Source organism: Paenibacillus sp. KACC 21273 (genome assembly GCF_028736095.1).
Lineage (GTDB): Bacteria > Bacillota > Bacilli > Paenibacillales > Paenibacillaceae > Saccharibacillus > Saccharibacillus kyungheensis.
In genome coordinates this window covers 4,322,313-4,345,641 of sequence record NZ_CP117876.1, presented here as the reverse complement: position 1 = coordinate 4,345,641, position 23,329 = coordinate 4,322,313, and the positions used below count along the sequence as shown (strand labels likewise).

Here is a 23,329-nt window from a genome sequence, read left to right as displayed (position 1 = left end):
GTTTGTGGTTAATGCTTCTTTCCCAGAAGAATCTGTACTGGCACATATGTATGCAAATATTCCCGAGGGTATTGCTATATTTTCTGCTCAAGGGATATGCATACAAGCCAATCCTGCGTTGTGCCGAATATTAAAGTATGAAGAATCTGAACTACAAGATGTACTAACTACATGGAAAGTAGCAGAAGAGTGGCTAGACCATACCACAAACAGCACATTAGAAAAAGCAGAAAGACGCTGGATGAATGCAGATCATGTACCTGTTTGGTTGTCGTTACAAGTTTCTTATATTTTTGCTGATAATACATCTACATTGCAATATGTGATGATGTATATCAATGTGGTCAAAGATCGAGAAGTAGAAGATTTACATTCGATGATTGTGCGAAATTCTTCCAATATTATTTCTGTTAGTGAACCTGATGGTAATATCCAATATGTATCTCCATCGGTCAAAAAGATTCTGGGATATGAACCTTCTGAAATGGTATCTAAAATGCGAATGGAATATTACCACGAAGAAGACGCTCAAGAGATGCATCAACCGGGCAGTATGTATGCCGACGATAAAACATTTATTCGACGTGTAAAACATAAAGACGGTCATTATATATGGTTAGAAATTTTCACACAGTTAATGCGAGATGATCTTGGTAATGTTGAAAAAGTATTAGCTATTGCTCAGGATGTAACCAAGCAAAAATCAGAAGAAGATATTATTGCTCATGCTCACCGTATGGCTTTATTAGGCGCCTGGAATTGGGATTTGCAAGAAAATGTAATTTACTTTTCTAAAGATATTCGGCGTATTTACGAAAAAAATGTACTATTGGTCGAGCAGAATCTAGATTCGTATTTGGCTGTGATTCATCCTGATGATGTAGAGCAGGTTAAACAATGTATCGAAAAAGCGATCCATCAGGAAACGAGTGAAGAAGCAAGGTATCGTATTCTATTACCGGGCAATATACAGAAAGTTATTCATGGATACTGGGAAGCTATTGTCGATAAAGAAACGAAAAAACCTTTGCAATTAATCGGTCTTGCTCAAGATATTACAGAACATTATATGATCAGTGAACAGTTACGGGAAAGTGAACAGAAGTATCGCATGATTACCGAGCATTCATTGGATATGATCTCCCGTCACGCGGATGATGAGTATTCTACGTTTTTGTATGTATCTCCTGCCTGTCAGCTTATTCTGGGGTATGAAGCAGAACAACTGATTGGAAGCCCGGGATATAGTCATATTCATAAAGAAGATTTACCTTTATTTATTCATTTTCTAAAAGGCGTACGTGAACGTAAAAATGAGAAAGAAACTGTTGTATTTCGTTGTCGTCATCAGAAAGGGCATTATGTCTGGTTAGAAACGACAAGTCGGTATATGTATAATCAGGACACTGATTCGTATAGTTATACAGCGGTATCAAGAGATATTACCGAACGTAAACATTTAGAAATGGTACTGCAAGATAATGAACATCGTTATCGTTCTTTATTTGAAAATAATCCTTCTGGAGTATGTGCTGTTGATTTGAAAGGTTATTTTATTTCTGTGAATAGCAGTCTCGAAGAAATTACAGGATATTCACGTTATGATTTGATCGGTCAATCAATACTGCCTCTATTTGAAGCAAATCAGATGGATCGGATTATTCATCATGCTAGACTAGCCAAAAAAGGAATCCCGCAGACATATGAGCTAAATGTATATCGTCAAGACGGTTCACTGTTTCCTGCCAATATTACTAATGTACCTATAGTAGCCAATGGTGAAGTAATCGGATTATATGGAATAGTCACAGAAATCACAGAATTAAAACAATATATCCATCAGATTGAGCGCCTTAGCAATGAACATTCATTGATTTTAAATGCGGTTTCTGAAGGCATTTTTAGTATTAATAGTGAAGGCAAAGGGATGTTTATTAACCATGCCGGTGCGATGATGTTAGGTCTGGATATTGAAGAAGAAGATATATTTGAGTCTGTTCGTTCCAATCAAATACGTAATTGGGGCATTCATGATGATGATGTACTTGGTGAAAATTCTTCGATTATTCAAGCGATTCGTCAAGGTAAGCCCAATCAAGAAGAAGAAACTGTATTTTGGAAAAAAGATGGTTCTAGCTTTATAGCGGCTTATCAGGTAACGCCTGTTATCGATCATGGAGAACAACGTGGTGCAGTGATTGTATTTCGCGATATTACTGGAGAAAAAGAGATTATTCGAGCAAAAGAATCAGCAGAACGTGCAGACCGCGCCAAATCTGAATTTTTGTCTGTCATGAGTCATGAGTTACGTACACCAATGAACGGAATTATTGGGATGAGTGGATTGTTGGCTGATACAGAATTGGATGAACAACAGCAAGGGTATCTGGATATCGTATGTAATAGTAGTGAAACGCTACTGCATTTACTAAATGAAATTCTTGATTTTAGTAAAGTCGAAGCAGGCAAAATGACGCTGAATACAGAGCCATTTAACTTACGAGCGATTTTGGATAATGTCAAAGAACTGTTCGCTTTTAAAGCGCAAGACAAACAGTTAGACTTCATCTTCAAAATAGAGGAATCGATACCGCAGTGGTTTGTAGGAGATGCAGGACGTATTCGTCAAGTGCTTGTCAATCTGGTGGGAAATGCGATTAAATTTACAGATACAGGTTCAATTACAGTACAGGTTCGTCCGTTAGAACGAGAAGAAGGACAATCCGCCACTTGTGAAGATACCTGGCTTGAATTTTCAGTCAAAGACACAGGGATTGGTATTCCAGTTCATCAACAATCCCAGTTATTCCAACCTTTTTCCCAATTGCATCCTGTGTTAAACCGTAAATACGGCGGGACAGGACTGGGATTATCTATTTGTAAAAAGCTAGTTGAATTAATGGGTGGAAGTATTGATGTAACCAGTGATGAGAATAGCGGGGCTGAATTTTATTTTGTGTTGAAATTAGAAGTTTCTTCGGAACTGAATGATCTGCCGGGTATGTCTTTGGCAAAAGAAGATATCTCACATCCTATCCAGAGAATAGAACCTGTAGTGGTAGTTCAAGATTACTATCCTATGCGTGTTCTGGTAGCAGAAGATTATGTTGCTAATCAAAAAGTACTGCTGGCAATGTTACACAAATACGGCTATGATCCTGATCTGGTTACCGATGGGCAACAAGCAGTTCAACAAGCTATCGAACATCGATATGATCTTATCTTTATGGATGTACAGATGCCGGTGATCAATGGAATCGAAGCTACTCAACAGATTCATCAACATTATGCTCATGAAGAGATGCCAATTATTGTGGGAGTTACTGCTTTTGCTAGAAAAGAAGATCGGGAACGTTGTTTGACAGCAGGTATGCACGATTTTATTAGTAAGCCTGTGATCAATACCGATCTACAACGAGTGCTCGCTTATTGGAGTAATCATATTCATCATCGTCCTCATCATTCTTCGTCGCTGGCTGAATCGAATCATCTGTTAGAAAAAGATCACTACGAATAAGTAACAGTTAATAAGAAAAGCGTATTTCCTCTGAAGAAGAAGAAATACGCTTTTTTGTAATACAGTCTATATTAAGATAAAGGATCGACTTGAACCATAGATTGTTTGCCACTCACTTGAATACCTGTTTTGGCTTTTCCAGATGATTGAAGATCACGCAACAATTCTTCAATAATCGTTTTAGCTTTAGCTGATTCTTTGCTACCTTGTGTTTTGACTACAAGTAATACAGCATTATGCGATTGTAGAATACGTTCAGCCTGATTTTTTTTCGTTTCATAATCATGATCTTCAATATTAGCAGTTAAGCGAATTTCTTTGATTTTGATAGGTTTATCACTTTTTTTAGATTGTTGTTTGTTTTGCTTGGCAGCTCCTGCTGAGATTAGCTGGCAAGGAGGCGGGCTACTATATAAAGAAGTGCATACAAGATCAACTTTTAATTTTTTTGCCATTTGCAAAGCTTCGGCAGTAGGCACAATCCCCAAGTCTTCTCCATCGATTCCAGTTAAATGTACTTCTATCGCTTTGATTTTCTCATTTTTGATCACTGTGTTATCCTCCAGCACCCTATTTATTGTTTATTCCTAGTATACAATATCATGAGTTAATGACGATATTGAGGTTTTACAAATATCGCTTTAACTGGGATAATAAAAAAGAATCTAATATCGAAAGGGGAACATTATGAAAAATAGAAAATGGGTTATTTTACCACTAGTTCTGCTTCTTGTTCTATTGTCAGGTTGTCAGGCTGTAGGTAATTTAGACATTAACAGTGCAATGGTTGGTGATCTCAAAGTCAAATCGATCGAATCCAAGCAATCCCTTGCAGTTCAATTAACACCTACTTCAACAGCTTCGGCACAAGAACGCCAACTAGCAACAGTGTTAAACGGTATGCAATTGAATATCGATCATGCCAAACTTCAAGATAATGGCAACGTTTCGATTGAAGGTGGTATCGCTTACAGTGGAATGACGTTACCATTCCAAATGTTTATGGATACGAAAGGAGTTACGATTGCTCTATCTGGTGCGCAAAAGCCATTATACATACCACTCACTACAGAAGAACAAATGGCTTTTTTACCTGGCAATCTAACTATGAATCAAATTGAAGATCAAGCAAAAGAGTTGATTACCAAATCAGCTAGCTTATTTTTCAAGCATGCACCTAATCCATCTAATGTAACCGTAGATTCGGTGACTCAAGAAGTATATGGTGAATCAGTGGATCTGACTCATTTACACATTGAGCTAACAGGTGAAGAATTTATCACTTTGGTCAAACCGTTTTTAACAAGTATTTCTACAGATGAAGCAGGCTGGCGTGATCTGTTAGCTACGTTATATGACTTTATCACTTATGCTGAATCACAAATGAATGCTGATGAGAAACAAGCTATGGCTTATTTAACGTTAGATCAGACTAAAGAAGAATTTGTTGATGAATCGTATACAGAGGTTCAATCTTTTTTGAAAGATGTATTAGCTGAATATGATAAATATCTAAAAGAAGTATCAGCAGAGCCTGAATTCAAAACGGTTTTTGGTACAAATACCCGTCTATCCCTAGATCTTTATTTTGATAAAGATATGCATACTCGTAAGCAAATTGTAGACTTAACAGTGGCTTTGCCTAGTTCAGAATATATGCCTTACAGTATGTTCAATGTACACACAGAAAATGAAAATTGGAATGTGGACGGTAATATTGTAGCAGATCCAATTGCAACCCCAAATGGTGTGCTTGATATCACTTCAAAAGATTTGACACCAGGTGCATTCTTGCGTAGCTTTGATAAAACTTCACCTGTGTATTTGTTATTACATGATGTAGCACACATTACCGAAAAATCGATCTATATTGATAAAGATCCATCGTATGCTTCTTATAATGTAATCACCAAAGATCGTGTACTATTAATGTCTGTCAAAGAACTTGCTGAAGAGTTAGATGCCAAATTTACTTGGGACCCAGCGACTAAAAAAATCACATTAACAGATGATATTACTGGCGCTGTGACAACATTATCTTTGAATTCTAACAAAGCAGTAACCGATGGCAAAACCAAAATAATGACTCACAAAGTAGTTAAAATTAAAGGCGTAACTTATGTCCCTGTACGTTCGGTAGCAGAGATTTTGGGAGCAACAGTAAAATCTGAATCTGCTTATATTATCGTAGAACGCAAATAAGATAATTAATACATTGTTATAAGAAAAAGGGTATTCTACAACATGTAGAATACCCTTTTTGCATACCTCCATATGAGTCTAAAGAATCAAATACCTATTTTTTCCAAAAAAAGTATTGCTAAAGAAGATCAACTGATTATAGAATAAAGCGTCAACATCTTAATAAGTTAATTAGTAAAAATTATTCTTATTTAGCAGTAATATACAAACTACATATTACCTTTATTAGAAGTCGTAAGTACTACGTCCTATTTAGTAACGCCTTTATTTTTGTAGGTACGAAAGGGGGGTTAATTATAATTTGAGTCTAAAATATACACAATATTAATGAATTATACCTAGTAAAATTTTACTATAAAAACTTTTTTTATGATAAATGTGTCAAAGTTTGGAAAAACGGTTATTAACGATCTATGAATATGTAACTTAATTAGATGTCCATTGATGATTTTTGGGGGAACAAAGAAGTAGATTCTAAACAACGACTGTACTCTATAGTGGCGCAGATTATCTTCTGTGTACTACCAGTATTCCGAAATAGATTATTTCTACATCTAGCCATCCCAACGCAAGACTAATATTTTTAAAGGGGAGATTGACAAATGGGATTGCTTACATTGAAAAAAACGGGTGCAGTATTACTTGGTGCATTATTGATGGGGACTGTATATCAAGGTGGAACAGCACATGCTTTGAATTACAGCAATGATGTAGTACCTGTATTGAGTTCAAATGCAGGAACAAATGGAACAGCAAGTGCAAGTGCGGAAGAAGCAGGTCATGAAGCATGGAAAGCATTTGACGACAATTCCTCTCCAGAAAGTTCATGGAAAGCTCCAGCAAGTTCTTCTAATCAACTGATTTATCAATTTAATACGAAAAAAGTAATTACTCAATATACAGTGCAAGCAGATACGTATGATACATCTGAAGCACCAAAAAAATGGCAGTTGGCAGGGAAGATCGGCAAAAACTGGTTGGTAGTCGATGAGCAGATCAATCAGACTCATTGGAAGTCAGGCGAGCAAAGAACATATACGATTGCAAATGATACTGCTTACACAGCGTATGCTTTGTTTATCTCTTCGAATAACGGCGGCGGCCATGTAGCCGTTAGCGAATTGGAATTATATGAATTTGGAGATAATACCAATCTTGTTCCATTATCCAATGCAATGACATCTACATCTGGTGGAGCATCTGCTTCTGCAAATGAAGATACAGCATGGAAAGCATTTGATCACAATACAGCATCAGATAGCTACTGGCAATCAGATGATGATAATTTTATGGATGCTTCGCTTCAATATCGTTTTGAAAGTCCACAGGTAGTGAAAGGTTATTCGATTACATTGGCTAACAAAGCAACAGCTCCTGCGTTCTGGACACTTGTAGGTAGTAACGATGGTGAACAGTGGGAAGAAGTATTGCATGATGTGAAATCTTCTTATCGTTGGGAAGTTGGTCAGAAAAAAGTCTATGAAATCGACAATACCAAAGCTTACAAAACATACAAACTGATTTTTGATCGTAATTCAGGCCCATCTACAGTTGCTGTAAGTGAATTTGAATTATTTTAAAAGAATAAGTTATTGATCAAAATCAAATAGACTGAAATAAAAAGAAGTGATTCGTTTTTAGAATCATTTCTTTTTTTGTTGCAAAGCTTGTGAATGCTAGGAGTTCACTATTGTATTTAGCCTAACAAGTATGAGAGTATAGATGTGGTAAAAGCGCTATCATCGACAGGAGGGTAATTCAATGACTAAAGTAATGCCACTGGCTAAACGTGGAATTTCAAATAGCCGACTCGCACTAGGATGTATGCCGTTTGGTGGAGGTTGGGATACAGAACCTTTTACCGAGCAACATGTCAAAGAAGCAGAAGCTGCTGTTGAAGCTGCATTGTCGATCGGAATAACGATGTTTGATCATGCAGATATTTATACCCGGGGAAAAGCAGAACAGGTTTTTGGACGTGTATTGCAAGCTAGACCGGATCTACGGGAACAGATTGTGATTCAGTCCAAATGTGGTATTCAATTAGGTGAAGGTGATCTACCAGGTCGCTTTAACTTTTCAAAAGAACATATTCTAGATTCTGTAGATGGTAATTTAGAGCGATTAGGAATCGATTATTTGGATGTTTTGTTATTGCATCGTCCTGATCCTTTAGTAGAACCAGAAGAAGTAGCAGAAGCTTTTGCCCGATTAAAATCGTCAGGCAAAGTACGTTATTTCGGTGTATCTAATATGAGCGCGTCTCAGATCAAATTTTTACAACAAGCGATTCCAGATTCGTTTGCGGTCAATCAATTAGAAATGAGTCTAAATCATCTGCATTTTGTAGATCATGTCGTTCATGTGAACCAACAAGCAGGCACAGCAGTGAATTTTGCTGAAGGATTGATGGAATATTGTCGTACAGAAGATATTCAACTGCAAGCTTGGAGTCCACTGGCACAAGGTAAATTCTCTGGACGAGATATCAAAGATGAACCTGAACATATTCAAAAAACAGCTCAACTGGTACAACAAATGGCGGCTGATAAAGAAACAACAGCAGAAGCGATTGTACTGGGATGGTTAATGTATCACCCGGCGATGATTCAACCGATTATCGGTACATCCAATCCAGAGCGAATCAAAGCTTGTGCAGATGCAGAGCGTCAAGCCAGTCTAATGACGCGGGATGAATGGTATACGTTATATGTAAGTGCACGAGGAACATTGTTGCCTTAAATGTAGCAGAAGTGTGTAAATATAAGCGCTGTAATGATGTCCATATCAGGATATCACTACAGCGCTTATTTGCTGTAGATGATCAATCAGGGAATTGAGTGTTGCCAGCTACAATATAAGAACTAGATGTAGCTTCGCTAGGCAATGGTTGTAAGGTATCGGTTACGACTTTGCCGCGAATATCGGTGATACGTACTTTTAAAGGTTGATTGCCCATTTGTTCGCCAACAAAATGGTTATAATCTGTTTTGGGCAAGCTGATCCATTGACCTGCTTTTTCATATTCAAATTTCATCACAGGGTATTTGTGATTACGAACTTGAATAGCTGCCCACCATTGACTGCTTCCTTCTTTGATGCGGTAGCTAAAGTTACCTGTAATTGGCGCTTTAACTACTTTCCACTGAATATCAATTTTTCCTTTAGACATATCCCCGATTGCTGCAAACGCATTTGGAGATAAATCCAATGCTCCGTTAGCTCCTTCAGGATAAAGATCAGTGACATAGACAGTGGTTTTGCCGAGTGGGCCTTGCACTTCCAGATAAGCGCCTGCAAGTGCTGCTTTGACACCGCCGTAATTCATCTGTGTCGGATTAAGTGCTGTAATTTTGGCATTAGCAGGAATAGGGTCAAGTAAAACAGCTCCACCCGAGTATCCTGATCCTGTGTAAGTGGCATATCCTTTATATGTATCGTTCCATGCTGCTGAAGCAGGCAAAGCAAATACCAATAGACCGAGTAGTATCAACATGCTTGCTGTACTCCATTTACGTGTACTATGTTTTGATTTCACATGTATTCCTCCTTAAAGAGTTTTGATACCTATAAATATTAATTTTAACTATAGATATCGTTATGTTCTTGATAAATATACTATATATTCCATAAGGTTACAAATAAAAAGAGAGATAAAAATAAAGAACACAATACAAATGGGAACATCATTATTGCAAATATGATTATTTTACATTTAAATGGATTTATTTTTACCATTTTATGATACTTTAAATGAAGAATAGACTTTTATTGATGAAATGGGGAATATAATGTATGGCTTATTGGAAAAAGAAAATAAGTATAGGTATCTCTGCAAGTGTATTAGTTACTTCACTCTGGTCAGGTCTTCCGGTTAATGAGCAGATTGCTTCAGCCGCCGAAACTAGTGAACATCTATCCAACTCCATGGTCAACGTCACCTCTTCTCCGCTAGCCAGCCGTTCTATAGTTCAGAATGTCAGTCAAGATGTGTATACAACGATGCCGATCACCGATGTACGCAGTCAGTCTTTGAGCAGTACAGTCTCTACACGTGGAGTGATTACGTATCGGGAAGATACAGGTAATGGATATAGTAATCTGTATATTCAAGATGGAAGCGCAGGCATTGTTATACGGGGGCAAAATGTATCGGGCATTGAAGGGCAAGAAGTCGAAGTTCAGGGTACATTAACAGCGTACAAAGCGCTTTTACAAATCGAAGCATCTGCAAGCGCAGTCCATATTACTAATTCTACGATCCAGCTACCGATTGCCCGGATAGTAAATGGTACGGATTTTGTAACAGGTAATACATATGAAGCTCAATTGATCAGTGTTCCTAACGTGACCGTTGTTAGCAAAAGCGGGAGTAATTACACTGTCAAAGATGCAAAAGGGACGTTTATTATTTATACCTCTAATCCATGGTTAGAAGTAGATCAGACGTATACCCGTATCACAGGAGTTATGTCTCGTTATAACAATACGTTTGAATTGATACCACGTACTCTTAAAGATATAGAGGGAGGTACACCTCCTGTTATCGAGCCTCCATTACAGTTACGTATTCATGATATTCAAGGCGCGGCTCAACGTTCTCCTTATGAAGGGAAAGAAGTAACACAAGTTGAAGGAATCGTCACCATGGTCAAAGGCAAAACAAGTTTTTATCTGCAAGAAGCCGATGATCAAGTGGATAGTGATGAAGGCACATCTGAAGGTATATTAGTCTATCGTTCTGCGCATGGTCTAAAAGTAGGCGATAAAGTAAGTGTCGATGGCAGTATTAAAGAATATCAAGAATTAGGATATGCTGATGCGGCTGATCTGACGACGACTGAAATTGTCGCTTCAGCAATTCGTCTACAAGCATCGAATCAACCATTGCCTGCTCCAACAATCATTGGTGAACAAGGTCGTGCTATTCCTGATCAGATTGCTAGTAGTGATGGATTAGCTGGATATGATGCTAATCGTTATAGTATCGACTTTTATGAAAGTCTGGAAGGTATGCGTATACAGTTAAATGATGCTTCTATTATCGGGCCATACACGTATGAGATTCCGGTCACTGTCGATCTGAAATCTTCTCCACTGGTCACTCCGGCAGGAGGGCTTGTTATCGATCATAATCAATGGAATGCTAAAAGGTTATTAATTAGTGCTAAGCCTACCCAAACTGTAAGTACGGGTGATCAATTTGCAGGAGCATTACATGGCATCATGAGTTACAGCTATAGTAATTTTAAAATATTACCTGAAGGATCATTGCCACCTATTATCGATCATGGGTTACAACGTGAAGTATCCACTCTGCAAAATGGAAGTAAACAATTAACGATTGCTTCCTTTAATGTAGAGAACTTCTGGGATAATCCTAAAGACAAAGAAAAAACAACACGCATTGCAGACGATGTAGTGAATCATCTTCGCAATCCTGATATTTTGGGACTGATGGAAGTACAGGATAACAATGGTGAGACTAACGATGGAACAACAGATGCAAGTCAAAGCTTTGCAGCATTAATTAAAGATATTCAGCTTGCAGGTGGCCCGACATACCAATATGCCAGTATCGCTCCACAAGATCAGCAAGATGGAGGCGCACCAGGTGGTAATATTCGTGTAGGATTTTTGTATAATCCAGCACGTGTGAGTCTGCCTGTAGCTACCAACGGCGCAGGTGATTCAGTAACAGCAACAACGTATGGTGCGAATGGACTGACCTACAACCCGGGGCGAATCGCACCGACAGAAGAAGCTTTTGCAAATTCGCGCAAATCGTTGGCGGCACAATTTGTATTTAACGGAGAATCTGTTATCGTTATTGCCAATCATTTCAACTCTAAAGGTGGAGATCAGGCGTTATATGGCAGTATTCAACCACCTGTACGTAGTAGTGAAATTCAACGTGCGAAGCAAGCGACATTGTTGAATCAATTTGTCAAACAGACATTATCTCAAAATAGTCAGGCTAATGTTGTATTGTTAGGAGATTTTAACGATTTTCAATTTTCGAATACGATTAATGTTCTGAAAGGGCAAGAATTAACCAATCTGGTCGATACATTGCCTGCTAATGAACGTTACTCTTATGTATATGAAGGAAATTCGCAGACATTGGATCATATTCTGATGACAGCCAATATCGCTAATCGTGCTCAATTGGATATTGTGCATATCAATTCTGATTTTATGGAAGCAGATGGACGAGTGAGCGATCATGATCCATTGTTAGCTAGAATTGATTTTGCCAAAAAAGATTCAGACGATGATTCTGGAACAAGACCGGGTTCACAAAATGGTAACGGAAATAATGGTGGCGGTGGACCAAGCCCGACAACCAATCTTCCTACAGATCCTTCATCTGTGCCTGCACTTCCGACAGCACCTGTATATGAAGGAGTATCTAGCAATGGTACAGTAGCTAGCTGGACACTGCCTGTTGTATCCAATAGTAACTCTGATCATGCAGTGATTGCGTCTAGCACAGTAACACCAGCTATATTGCAAGAAATAATGGCTCGTGCTGAAGGAGCACATACTTTACGTCTTTCTTTACCTGAAGTTCCAGATGCTACTCTATATCAACTGCAATGGGATGCTTCGGTACAACAATCGTTCACCAGACAAACAGCGATAGATCGTCTGATCGTATCTACGCCTATAGGCACTTATGAATTGCCTGTCTCTACAATCCAAAAAGAGACCTTATCTTCTAATCAAAAGCTCGTCCTTGATCTAGCCAGTGCACCAGCGGCGATCACTCAAGCCAAACAAGCAGGTTATGATGTACGTACAGCTGTCGATTTTGATTGGTACATGTTAGATGATCAGAATCAGAAGCGTTCTATTCCGTATTTTGATCAATATGTTAAACGTTCGGTGATCAGTCCAAATACAAATCCAACAGATCGTCTAGCAGTAGTTCGTGCCGAGCCAAATAGTAATGGCAATATTTCGTATACTCCTGTTCCTTTTACTATTTTTAACGGAGCGGTTACGATCTATAGTCGTAGCAATAGTACGTATCTGGTATTAGATCGCAATGAGCCGTTATTAACCGATATATATGGTCACTGGGGACAAGCAGATATTCAACAGTTTGCTGATCGGATGATTGTCACAGGGACAGGCCAAAATCGATTTGAACCTGCTCGTACGATTACCCGTGCAGAACTGGCTACTTTATTAACCAGAACATTAGGTTTGGCAGAACGTTCACCATCAGACTCAGCTTCTTCATTTGCTGATGTGAATTCTACAGCATGGTATAACAATTCAGTACGTACCGCTGTCGAAGCAGGATTGATGTTGGGAGATGCTAACGGTACGTTCCGTCCACAAGCGGCAGTTACACGTGAAGAGTTAGCAGTTATTTTGCAGCGGATATTATCATTAATTGATCAGAATCAGGCCACAGTAACCTCTGAACCGACGATTTTGTTTAGCGATGCGAAACAAGCTTCTTCATGGTCGCGTTCTGCGATTCAATATGTGAGTGCTACCGGAATATTAAAAGGAAATGCTTTAAAACAATTCCAACCAAAGGAAAAGCTTACACGAGTTGATAGCATTGTCGCATTAAGTCGCATATTGCAGAAAATAAATGATGCTAATTAAAATTAAAAATGCTATAAAATGGGAATATATGTTCTTTTAATGGTATAAATATACTAAATGGTAACAGAAAAATAGGTTTTGTAACCAAAATGTAATATATTATTTTTGAATTTTTTTACCAATTTAATTTTAGAAAAAAAAGAAAAAAGCTGCATTCACGCCAAAAGTGAGAATGCAGATTTTTTCGCGTGGTTATAAGGTTTTGGGAATAAATTATAGTTATAATTAAAAAAATATAAATTGAGAATCAGTCAAAACATGATCGTACCAACACTATTTGATATTAGCTAATTATCTAAACTTTTTTTCATAATTGGAAAATTTATCATGTAAATTCTGCTTTTTAAATATATAATGTACTTAGCTGATTAATGTTATTCAAAACGAATAACTTTTGGGTACATGTTATGAAAGAGGTTTGGAAGGCAGGGGAAACCGGATGATTGAAAGAAATGGTAACAAACTCATCTTTCTTCTCTGTGTGCCACGTAGTGGTAGCTCGCTCGCAACAGTGATGCTACAAAATCACACACGCATTTATGCGGCACAAGAAATGTGGTTTCTTATGAGTCTATATGATTTGAAGAAGCCAGAGAAGCGTGCATACGGTGGAACAGCTATTCTAAATCAATTCTTTGATGGTGTTCTGCCTGAAAGTGTATATGATGAGGCATGTCGTAGCTTTGGAATGAATGTCTATAATGGATTACTATCTACAAGTGAAGCAGATATGGTTGTAGACAAATCACCACGCTACTATTATCTTCTTGAATTTTTGGATCGTTTATTCCCGCAATCCAAGCGGATCGGATTATTTCGTAATCCACTGGATGTAGCGGCTTCTTATAAAAAAGTAAATCAGCGATCTGCACCGAATTTTAATTTGGCAGATCAGCTAAATGACCCGTCGTTGAATATGAAGATGGTCGATATCACTATCGGATTATTCCGTTATCATCAATATTTTTCACAAAGCAACAACAATGCTTTCTGGTTGAAGTATGAACAAATGGCTGCACATCCAGAAGAACAGATGCAGAAGGTATGTGAATTTCTAGATATTTCGTACGAAGAAGGAATCGAAAAGTATGGAGATTATATGGATTCTGCCAAGTCGGAACTGTTCTATAGCATGGGTGTAGGTGATCCATATCTCAGTGAACACCGTACACCACATATGAAGTCTATCGGTAACTGGCGTACCATGCTAGACCATCGGGAAATCGAAGCTTACTGCCGTATACTAGGTGCGAGACTATTCCGCGAGCTAGGATATGGAGCAGAGCTTGAAGAGGCACAGCGTCTAACAGGCGTTGTGTTTGAGGAGGAGCCAGACATGAAGTGGATTGAAGCCAAAACGAAGCAGTTCGCCGAGGCTACCGGCTGTCGCTGGGAACCGGAGTATAAGATGCAATCGGCTGTTCTACCTGAAACTTCACCAGAAGTTGCAAGTGCGCTGTCTCAAGAATCAAAAGAAAAAGCCGAAGCTGATGAATTGCTACGTATGCGAATGACATTACGTTCTTTGGAAAAACGAATGGAGCAACATTATATCGAACGTGATCGTCTCCATCAAGAAAGTGAACGTCTACGTAAAGAAGTAAAAGATATGAAGCAAAAAATGAACAAAATTAAATCATTGATTCCGTTTAACCGTTCACTCGGGCGCGTATTTAATGCTTATCTTGTTCGTAAAGGCGTCGAAAAATGAGTACGATTGTAGGGATTTGGAATTTTCAACGTCAAAGCTCGGAAACACTCACACTTCAAGGTCAACGATTAATGAAAAAGATGCGACATTATCCTTCGGATGCTTCTGCTGTATGGCAAGATGAAGATATCTTTGTAGGCTGTCATGATCGTTGGATTACCGAGGAATCAGTCAATCAAGTCGTTCCTTATCACGATCCGATCAGTGGTCTTGTGATTACAGCAGATGCGATTATTGATAATCGAGAAGAACTATTTGAAGCGCTCGGGATTAACCGCGCTGAAGGTAGTCAACTGTCAGATGTCTTACTGATTTTAAAAGCGTATCAAAAGTGGGGAGAATATACTCCCAAATATTTAATTGGTGATTTTGCTTTTATGATCTGGGATACGAAAAAGCATCAGCTTTATGGTGCACGAGACTGGTCAGGCAATCGAACCCTTTACTATTATCACACCTCTTCTCAATTTGCATTTTCGACATTGATGGAGCCTTTATTTCAGACAGGTGATATTCAGAAAAAAATGAGTACTCCCTGGATGGCCGAATTTCTGACTATGGCTGGTATGACAGAATCTTTGGATATTAAAGGTACCGTATATGAAGATATTCTACAGTTGCCTCCTGCACACGCTATTATCCTCACAGAGCAGCATAGTCATATATTCCAGTATGGTACGTTATTGCCAGAAGAACCGCTTCGACTTCGCTCGAACGGAGAATATGAAGAAGCTTTTCGTGATGTTTTTACTCAAGCCGTAAAATCTAAAGTTCGTACCCGGCTAGGAGTAGCATCAACGTTAAGTGGTGGACTGGATTCCGGCGCTGTTGTTAGTTACGCATCCAAAATTTTGGCAGAGCAGGGCAAGTCTTTACAGACCTATAGTTATGTACCGATTGCCGGCTTTGATGATTGGACATCCGCAACCTTAGTGCCTGATGAGCGTCCATATATCGAGGAAACGTTAAAATATATTGGTAATGTTCAAGGGAATTATCTTGATTTTGCCGATCGTAATCCTTTGACAGAAGTAGATTCGTGGTTAGACTTTTTGGAAATGCCATACAAATATTTTGAAAATTCATTTTGGATTAGAGGGATATTTGAACAAGCTCAACAACAAGGTGCAGGTGTTTTGCTAACAGGAGCTAGAGGGAATTTTACCATCTCATGGGGACCTGCATTAGATTATTATGCAGTGCTTCTCAAAAAGTTCCAATGGACTAAATTATATCGGGAACTAAAATTGTATGGTCACAAAACAGGTGTAGGGCGTTCTCGGTTATTACCGATTATTCATAGCAAAGCTTTTCCGAAATGGAATCAGGCTGCTGCATCGAAAGATCGTCCAAATCCATTAGTCTGGATCAATGCCGATATGGCACGTCAGACAGGGATGACCGAACGTGTACAACAGCAAGAAGAATGGTTAGTCGGTCGCGAAGTTCAGAATGCATTTGATATTCGTTTGGAAAAGTTTAAAAATTTAGCGATTGCGAATAAAAACGGAGCGATGACCTCCAAAATCTCGGAGCATTACGGTGTCTGGGAACGTGATCCCACAAGTGATGCACGTGTAGTGCGATTCTGCCTTTCGATTCCGGTGGGACAATATGTACAAGACGGAATGGATCGTGCTTTGATTAGACGTGCTACCGCAGGTGATTTACCGGATCAGGTGAGATTAAATCAAAAAGTGAGAGGCATGCAACCAGCAGATTGGGTACAACGGATGCAACCGAAATGGTCTTCATTTACAGATGAACTTCGAGATTTGTGCAAAGATCCAGCAGTAGCACATTGGATGAATACGACTACGATTATGAAAGCTTTAGAAAAAGTAGGCGAACATCCTCACGCCGACGCAGCAGCCCATCCGGCTACACGTTTGTTGATGAGAAGCTTGATTGTAGGGCGCTTCATCCGCAACTTAGCATAGCAACGAATACTACTTTAATGAGGAGGTGAAAACATGAACAAAGAAAAAATGCAATGGCAGGCTCCAACATTGGAAGTTTTAGATGTCAATGAAACAATGGCAGGTATTGGTTGGAAACAAATTGACTGGGTATCTGAACAGGATGCTGATTTGTACAATCCTAGCTGAGGCATTTTTTAAAAAGATTTTAACATTCAAAGGAGGTTATATTAATGAATCAAGAGAAAATGCAATGGCAAGCTCCGGTATTGGAAGTTCTAGACGTGAATGAAACAATGTCAGGTATTGGCTGGAGACAAATTGACTGGGTGTCTGAACATGATGCTGATTTGTTCAATCCTAGCTGAGCATTTAACATAACGATCCACCATTCTACTATAAGGAGGTTACTATAATGAAAGAACAAAAATTGCAATGGCAAGCTCCAACACTAGAAGTTTTGGATGTTAACGAAACAATGGCAGGTATTGGTTACAAGCAAATTGACTGGGTATCTGAGCAAGACGCTGATCTATATAACCCTAGCTGAGTATTATAAGCAGCACTGGGATAGAAAAGCACGCAGTTGTTCAGAAAGTCCTTATACGAGTTAGTATAGGGACTTTCTGTTTTAATAAAAGCAATCCTTTGAATAATATTCGGAGAAAGCAGAGTCATAGGCTCTATGGGAGGTAATGACCATTTTTACCGTAAATAAAACTATGCATAAGACGATTTATCAAGCATTTGGGTTACGTTTTGAAAGTGAGATATTGTTGTCGGAATTGTTGCAACGCCAAGATATTGAAGAAGCTGATGTGAAAATCGAATTTCAGGATTTATCTGAATGGAGATCTGTTGTTAATACACGCGAAAATAATTTTACGATGCAATCTATTGGATTTGTGTTTGAAATTCCAGATACCGCTTTGTTTTGTATTCAAGAAGGCAAACGGATTATGATCCATCCGTTGCACGATGCGAATATAGACAAAATTCGTCTATATGTGTTGGGAACTTGCATGGGCGTATTGTTGTTACAACGTGGAATTTTGCCTTTACATGGAAGTGCAGTCGTAATTAATAATAAAGCATATGCGTTTGTCGGAGAATCAGGTGCAGGTAAATCTACACTTGCCTCTACTTTTGTACAATCTGGATTTGAATTACTAAGTGATGATGTTATCGCTGTAAGCTATGAAAATGGGGAGCCTGTTGTCCATCCTGCTTATCCACAGCAAAAGTTATGGAAAGAAAGTTTAGACCTGTTTGGAATGTCAGAAGAGCAGTTCAAACCTCTTCATGATGAAGTCAGCAAATTTGCTATTCCTGTTACCAAGCAATTTCGCAATCAGACGGTTCCTTTAGCAGGCGTATTTGAACTGGTCAAAATGGATAGCGAATATGTAGTTATGCGTGAAATGAATCGTTTGGAAAGATTACATGCGATGATGCTACACACGTATCGTGGTGCTTTGATTCCAAGATTAGGGCTCAAACAATGGCATTTCTCAAGTGCAGCCGCTTTAGCAGGAGAGTTATTTGCTTTACAAATTTTACGTCCGACTTCTGGGTTTACAGCACCAGAATTAATGAATCAGATTATGAGAAAAGTGCAACAAGAAGAAATGCAAGAGGATACGATCTATTCTACAAAACATTTCAACTGAAAATCAGATCAAAGGAGAGAATGTGAATGAATACAAGCTTAATCGGACCCGATCAGGTCATTGAACAAAATAAACAATATATTGCTAGTGATATGAATGGCGAAACAGTAATGATGAACGTAGAATCTGGCAAATACTATAATTTAGGTATGGTCGGTGGACGAATCTGGGAGCTTAGTTCTTCTCCTGTATCTGTGCAAAATATTGTCAATACGTTAGTAGCTGAATACGATGTATCGTATGAAATGTGTCTGGAGCAAGTTAGTGAATTTGCCGGACAAATGTTTAAAGAAGGTCTGATTGAAGTGGCTCCTGAACAGGATGGGCTTCGTGTGGACTAAGATCGCCAAATTCCGTAATACCCCGATGCCTATGCGTAAATTAATGCTAGAAGCGTTAGTATATTTAGCGTGGGCTCGCTTTTTGAAAATGTTACCTTTTGCCAAAGTATCTCCGACGCTAGGTTCTTATATGGAAGAAACTTCATATGATCTAAACAGAGATCAGAAATGGCAAGGGGTACAGGTCTCAAGAGCATTGCATCGTGTAAGCGGGCATGTCTTCTGGGAAACGGAATGTATGGTGATGGGAATGGCAGCCATGAAAATGTTAGCAAGGCGTAAAGTGCCAAGCACTTTATATCTGGGGATGCGTCGCAATCGGGCGGGTAAAGTAGCTGCACATGCGTGGGTTAGAAGTGGTGCTTTTTATGTTACAGGAGCAGAAGAAATTGAACAGTATACGGTAGTGGGGAAATTTGCTAAAAACTAGCATAAATACAAAGTATACTATTCCACTCGGTTAATACTAGAGTAACATGTATATACTTTAATGGATCTGAAAATCACTGAATGAACGCTATAAACTGAACACATGATCAACATCAGTTTATATCCAAAGGAGTTCGGTATGAATATAGATTGGGATTTAGACGTGCAGGATTTTCCTGTGGAATTAAAATGTTTACTTGAACTGATGGCAGTAGATACAGATACTCCATCTGCAATCGATTGGTCGAATCATCGAATCAACTGGCAACAATTTTATTCACTAACAAGGCATCATCGGGTGTACCCTACTATTCATGAACAATTTAGCGCAGAGCCTTTGTCTCAAGCACCAAAAGGGATGGTACAACAGCTTAGTGTTGATTATAGTCGCAATGCACTGATTATGCTGCAATTAAGCGGTAAAATGGCGCAGGTTAGTGAAGCTTTGGATCAACAAGGCATCTATGCTTTGCAATTAAAAGGCCCGGCATTAGCAGAATTTCTTTATGGAAGTCTGTCACGCCGTACTTCTAAAGATTTGGATATTTTGGTTCATCCCGATCAGATTGAACAAGCAGAACAAGTATTAGAGCAGTTAGGATATATCAAAACACAAGAAGTCTCTCGAATCGTAAGCGATTGGAAATGGCGTCAAAATCATGAATCATTTACTCATGCGACTACAGGAATAGAAATTGAATTACACTGGCGTTTGAATGGAGATGCAGGCGCGGAACCTAGTTTTTATGAATTATGGAGTCGTCGTCAGACATTAGAATTTGCAGGAACCAATGTTTATATGTTGGGCAAAGAAGATTTGATGTTTTATCTTACAGCACATGGTGCTCGGCATGCATGGTTTCGTTTGCGCTGGTTAGCGGATATTGATCGCCTTGCACGTATGGAGCTCGACTGGGACAAGTTAACCGCTCTACTACGTCGTTACAAATGCACACATTTAGTCGGTCAGGCATTAATTTTGTCTGCTGCTATGCTTAATACACCGATTTCTCGGGAAATGGCTTTGTTGATGAGTACAGATCGTCCACAGGATCTGGCGCGTCGTGTCCTGATTTTTATTCGTGAACAAGTTAGCTTATGCCCTGAACCGGAAAGTGAAATACTGGCTCAGATTTATCGTAATTATCTTTTTTCTTTACGAACACCTGGACAGAAGGCGATTTTTTTAGCTCGGAAAATGGTGCCGGATACATGGGATACACAGACGCTTCCGTTACCTAAATCGCTACGCTTTCTCTATTATCCTTTGCATCCATTTTTATTATTACATCGTCGTATTCAAAGACGGGCTGCTTTGGAACGGGAGGTGGGTCAGTGAATGCTATCAGCGCTTATATGCGACAACTGCATGACTTCGCGGGCAAGCGCCTTTATATCTATGTATTCCTAATGTTGATGATTAGCTGTCTGGATGGATTAAGTATTTATCTACTGGTTCCGTTGCTTAGTCTGGTTGGGTTATTTGGAACACAGGGTTCAATGCCTATGGCTTGGTTATTTGAGCCGTTGCAGCGTATTCCAGCAAGTATGACATTATTTGTCGTACTTGGCATGTACAGTGTATTGATGATTGTACAGGGATTGATCCAGCGTAAACAGGCTGTAATGGGAACAGAGATTCAGCAAGGATTCGTTAATAATTTGAGAATCCGTACGTATCGTTCGATTTTGCGTGCGAATTGGACATTCTTTTTACGTAAACGCAAATCAGACTTGAGTCATGTACTTACTTCAGAATTAGCGCGTGTGAGTCAAGGAACCAATCTAGTGATGCAATTATCTACATCCTTTATTTTTATGGTGATCCAAATCGCATTTGCGATGGTATTATCGGTACAAATGACTTTATTAGTGATTGTCGGTGGGGTGTTGCTAACCCTGTACTCACGTAAATTTGTACGACGTGCCAAACAGATGGGGGATCGAACTACCTTTTTATCACAAGAGTATTTTTCAGGGATGCAAGAACATTTAAGTGGAATCAAAGATATCAAAAGCAATATGTTAGAAGCTTCACATTTTGAATGGTTTAGAAGTATGTGTGGCAAGTTAGAAAAAAATGCGATTCAATTGGTTCGTTTGAATTCGGGAACTCAATTTATTTATAAAATTATTTCGGTTGTATTTATTATTATGTTTGTCGTCTTGTCAGCTCAAGTGTTCAAATTACAACCCGAGCGTTCTATATTGATTATTTTGATTTTTGCTCGCTTATGGCCTAGATTTGGCGGTATTCAATCTTCACTAGAGTATATTGGTGCGCTTGTTCCTGCTTTCCATGCGGTAACAGCACTACAAGAAGAATGCGATCAAGCAGAAGAATCTTACAAAGCAGTAGCACCCGGTCAAGTAAAAACAGTTCATATGACTAAGGGACTTAGCTGTGAAAATGTATCTTTCCGCTATCTAGAAGATCAAGGTAATGCGCTGAACAATATCAATCTATTTATTCCTATCGGTAAAATGACAGCGATTGTAGGACGTTCAGGAGCAGGAAAAAGTACGCTGATTGATCTATTAATGGGACTGATGGAACCGCAAGAAGGTAAAGTCACTGTAGATGGAGAGACATTAACCGGTGAACGTTTGCAGACATGGCGTAATTCGATCGGGTATGTTTCGCAAGAGCCGTTCTTATTCCATAGCAGTATTCGTGAAAATCTGTTACTAGTTGATCCACGTGCGAAAGAAGAGCAGTTATGGGAAGCCTTATCTTTTGCAGCATGTGAAGATTTTGTCCGCAAATTGCCTGAAGGATTAGATACTGTAATCGGTGATCGTGGTGTGCGTCTATCTGGCGGAGAACGTCAACGGATTGTTCTGGCACGAGCGATTCTGCGTCAACCGGAAGTACTGATACTGGATGAAGCAACCAGTTCACTAGATAGTGAGAATGAAGCGAAGATTCAAGCGGCGATAGAGAAGCTCAAAGGTAAAATGACTTTGATCGTGATTGCTCACCGTCTATCTACGATTCGTGATGCAGATCAAGTGGTCGTATTGGATCAAGGACAGATCGTGCAACAAGGTGAATTTGGAGCGCTATCTCGCGAAACCAAAGGCACATTCCATCAATTATTAACCAAACAAACGGCTCTACAGAACGCTTAATACTCACTATTCCAACACTGGAAAAGTAGAGGCTAAGTCACTGTACAGCCGTTTTTCTTTTGGATTATTTAAAGTGTCCGTTGATCTAATTTAGCCATTACTTTAGCAACACATTGTTCTACAGACTGGTGTTCCGTATCTAGCGTCAATTCAGGCTGTTGAGGAGCTTCATAAGGAGCACTAACCCCTGTGAAGTTCGGAATCTGACCTGCACGAGCTTTTTTGTATAATCCTTTAGGATCACGCTCTTCACAAGCAGAAAGGGAACAATCAATATACACTTCAATAAAATCGCCTTCATCAAATAAGTCACGCACCATTTGCCGATCTTGAGCATGAGGAGAAATAAAAGCAGCAATCACTATCGTACCTGCATCGATAAATAATTTGGCAACTTCTCCGATACGACGCAGATTTTCTTTGCGATCTTCCTCTGAAAATCCGAGGTCACGATTGAGTCCATGACGAATATTATCTCCATCAAGTACATAACAAGCATGTTCACGTGCAAATAATTCTTTTTCCAGCGCAAATGCGAGTGTAGATTTCCCTGAACCGGAAAGCCCTGTTAACCAGATAACTACACTGCGTTGTCCGTATCGTTGCTCACGCTCTTTGCGTGTGATATTGGAAGACTGCCAGGTGATATTTCGTGAAGATTCCATTTTAATTGAGCCCCTTTGCTGACAATATGTATTCATTCAATTATATCAGCAATTGGGTTAAATCTCTAAGCGACTTTATTAATAGTCATAAGATACAGGAACTTGAATAAGGAAGTT

Annotated in this window: 18 protein-coding genes; 15 read left to right on the top strand and 3 right to left on the bottom strand. The window is 39.0% G+C overall.

Translation table 11 applies throughout. The features are described from left to right. The first annotated feature begins 4 nt into the window (after positions 1 to 4). Positions 5 to 3,517 (top strand): PAS domain S-box protein, encoded by a 3,513-nt coding sequence (locus PQ460_RS19075; RefSeq protein WP_274170782.1) that lies wholly within the window; start codon positions 5 to 7, stop codon positions 3,515 to 3,517. A gap of 71 nt (positions 3,518 to 3,588) precedes the next feature. Here the strand turns inward: PQ460_RS19075 and infC are convergent, their stop codons facing one another. After that, complete coding sequence (gene infC, locus PQ460_RS19070) at positions 3,589 to 4,068, bottom strand: translation initiation factor IF-3 (protein ID WP_274170781.1); 480 nt, start codon at positions 4,066 to 4,068, stop codon at positions 3,589 to 3,591. Positions 4,069 to 4,204: 136 nt separating this feature from the next. Here infC and PQ460_RS19065 point away from each other — a divergent pair, with 136 nt between their 5' ends. The 3 genes from PQ460_RS19065 to PQ460_RS19055 all read left to right on the top strand — a co-directional run bounded on the left by PQ460_RS19065 (position 4,205) and on the right by PQ460_RS19055 (position 8,461). Continuing rightward, entirely contained in the window at positions 4,205 to 5,719 is a 1,515-nt protein-coding gene (locus PQ460_RS19065) for a copper amine oxidase N-terminal domain-containing protein (protein ID WP_274170780.1), read from the top strand. 602 nt (positions 5,720 to 6,321) lie between these two features. Beyond that, positions 6,322 to 7,299 (top strand): hypothetical protein, encoded by a 978-nt coding sequence (locus PQ460_RS19060; RefSeq protein ID WP_274170779.1) that lies wholly within the window; start codon positions 6,322 to 6,324, stop codon positions 7,297 to 7,299. Positions 7,300 to 7,480: 181 nt separating this feature from the next. Then, on the top strand, positions 7,481 to 8,461 hold the full coding sequence (locus PQ460_RS19055; RefSeq protein WP_274170778.1) for an aldo/keto reductase: 981 nt from the start codon (positions 7,481 to 7,483) through the stop codon (positions 8,459 to 8,461). Between the two features lie 82 nt (positions 8,462 to 8,543). On the opposite strand, the gene PQ460_RS19050 is transcribed toward PQ460_RS19055, so the two are convergent. After that, positions 8,544 to 9,257: an expansin ExlX gene (locus tag PQ460_RS19050; protein ID WP_443147169.1), complete on the bottom strand. Its 714-nt coding sequence runs from the start codon at positions 9,255 to 9,257 to the stop codon at positions 8,544 to 8,546. Positions 9,258 to 9,514: 257 nt separating this feature from the next. Here PQ460_RS19050 and PQ460_RS19045 point away from each other — a divergent pair, with 257 nt between their 5' ends. The 11 genes from PQ460_RS19045 to PQ460_RS18995 all read left to right on the top strand — a co-directional run bounded on the left by PQ460_RS19045 (position 9,515) and on the right by PQ460_RS18995 (position 22,547). Further along, complete coding sequence (locus PQ460_RS19045; protein WP_274170777.1) at positions 9,515 to 13,345, top strand: S-layer homology domain-containing protein; 3,831 nt, start codon at positions 9,515 to 9,517, stop codon at positions 13,343 to 13,345. A 439-nt stretch (positions 13,346 to 13,784) separates the two neighbouring features. After that, a complete protein-coding gene (locus PQ460_RS19040) occupies positions 13,785 to 15,056 on the top strand; it encodes a sulfotransferase family protein (RefSeq protein WP_274170776.1) in 1,272 nt (423 codons plus the stop codon). Next, positions 15,053 to 16,996 carry an asparagine synthase-related protein gene (locus PQ460_RS19035; RefSeq protein ID WP_274170775.1) on the top strand — a complete coding sequence of 648 codons (1,944 nt, stop codon included), beginning with the start codon at positions 15,053 to 15,055 and terminating at the stop codon, positions 16,994 to 16,996. The genes PQ460_RS19040 and PQ460_RS19035 overlap by 4 nt, the downstream gene beginning before the upstream one ends. A 33-nt stretch (positions 16,997 to 17,029) precedes the next feature. After that, positions 17,030 to 17,164 (top strand): paeninodin family lasso peptide, encoded by a 135-nt coding sequence (locus tag PQ460_RS19030; RefSeq protein ID WP_274170774.1) that lies wholly within the window; start codon positions 17,030 to 17,032, stop codon positions 17,162 to 17,164. A 44-nt stretch (positions 17,165 to 17,208) separates the two neighbouring features. Next, complete coding sequence (locus tag PQ460_RS19025; protein ID WP_274170773.1) at positions 17,209 to 17,343, top strand: paeninodin family lasso peptide; 135 nt, start codon at positions 17,209 to 17,211, stop codon at positions 17,341 to 17,343. A gap of 47 nt (positions 17,344 to 17,390) precedes the next feature. Then, positions 17,391 to 17,525, top strand: coding sequence for a paeninodin family lasso peptide (locus PQ460_RS19020; protein ID WP_204825395.1), 135 nt, complete (start codon positions 17,391 to 17,393; stop codon positions 17,523 to 17,525). A 172-nt stretch (positions 17,526 to 17,697) separates the two neighbouring features. Beyond that, the gene (locus PQ460_RS19015; RefSeq protein WP_274170772.1) at positions 17,698 to 18,645 is read left to right on the top strand and encodes a phosphoenolpyruvate carboxykinase (ATP); all 948 of its coding nucleotides are present in this window, start codon (positions 17,698 to 17,700) and stop codon (positions 18,643 to 18,645) included. Positions 18,646 to 18,671: 26 nt separating this feature from the next. Next, positions 18,672 to 18,986 (top strand): lasso peptide biosynthesis PqqD family chaperone, encoded by a 315-nt coding sequence (locus PQ460_RS19010; RefSeq protein ID WP_274170771.1) that lies wholly within the window; start codon positions 18,672 to 18,674, stop codon positions 18,984 to 18,986. Beyond that, entirely contained in the window at positions 18,976 to 19,416 is a 441-nt protein-coding gene (locus PQ460_RS19005; RefSeq protein ID WP_337993943.1) for a lasso peptide biosynthesis B2 protein, read from the top strand. Before PQ460_RS19010 ends, PQ460_RS19005 begins: the two co-directional genes overlap by 11 nt. A 138-nt stretch (positions 19,417 to 19,554) precedes the next feature. After that, positions 19,555 to 20,754 (top strand): nucleotidyltransferase domain-containing protein, encoded by a 1,200-nt coding sequence (locus tag PQ460_RS19000; RefSeq protein ID WP_273615125.1) that lies wholly within the window; start codon positions 19,555 to 19,557, stop codon positions 20,752 to 20,754. Further along, positions 20,751 to 22,547, top strand: a complete 1,797-nt coding sequence (locus tag PQ460_RS18995; protein WP_273615126.1) for an ABC transporter ATP-binding protein — start codon at positions 20,751 to 20,753, stop codon at positions 22,545 to 22,547. The genes PQ460_RS19000 and PQ460_RS18995 overlap by 4 nt, the downstream gene beginning before the upstream one ends. Positions 22,548 to 22,615: 68 nt before the next feature. On the opposite strand, the gene cysC is transcribed toward PQ460_RS18995, so the two are convergent. Next, entirely contained in the window at positions 22,616 to 23,212 is a 597-nt protein-coding gene (gene cysC / locus PQ460_RS18990; RefSeq protein WP_274170770.1) for an adenylyl-sulfate kinase, read from the bottom strand. Positions 23,213 to 23,329 lie beyond the last annotated feature (117 nt).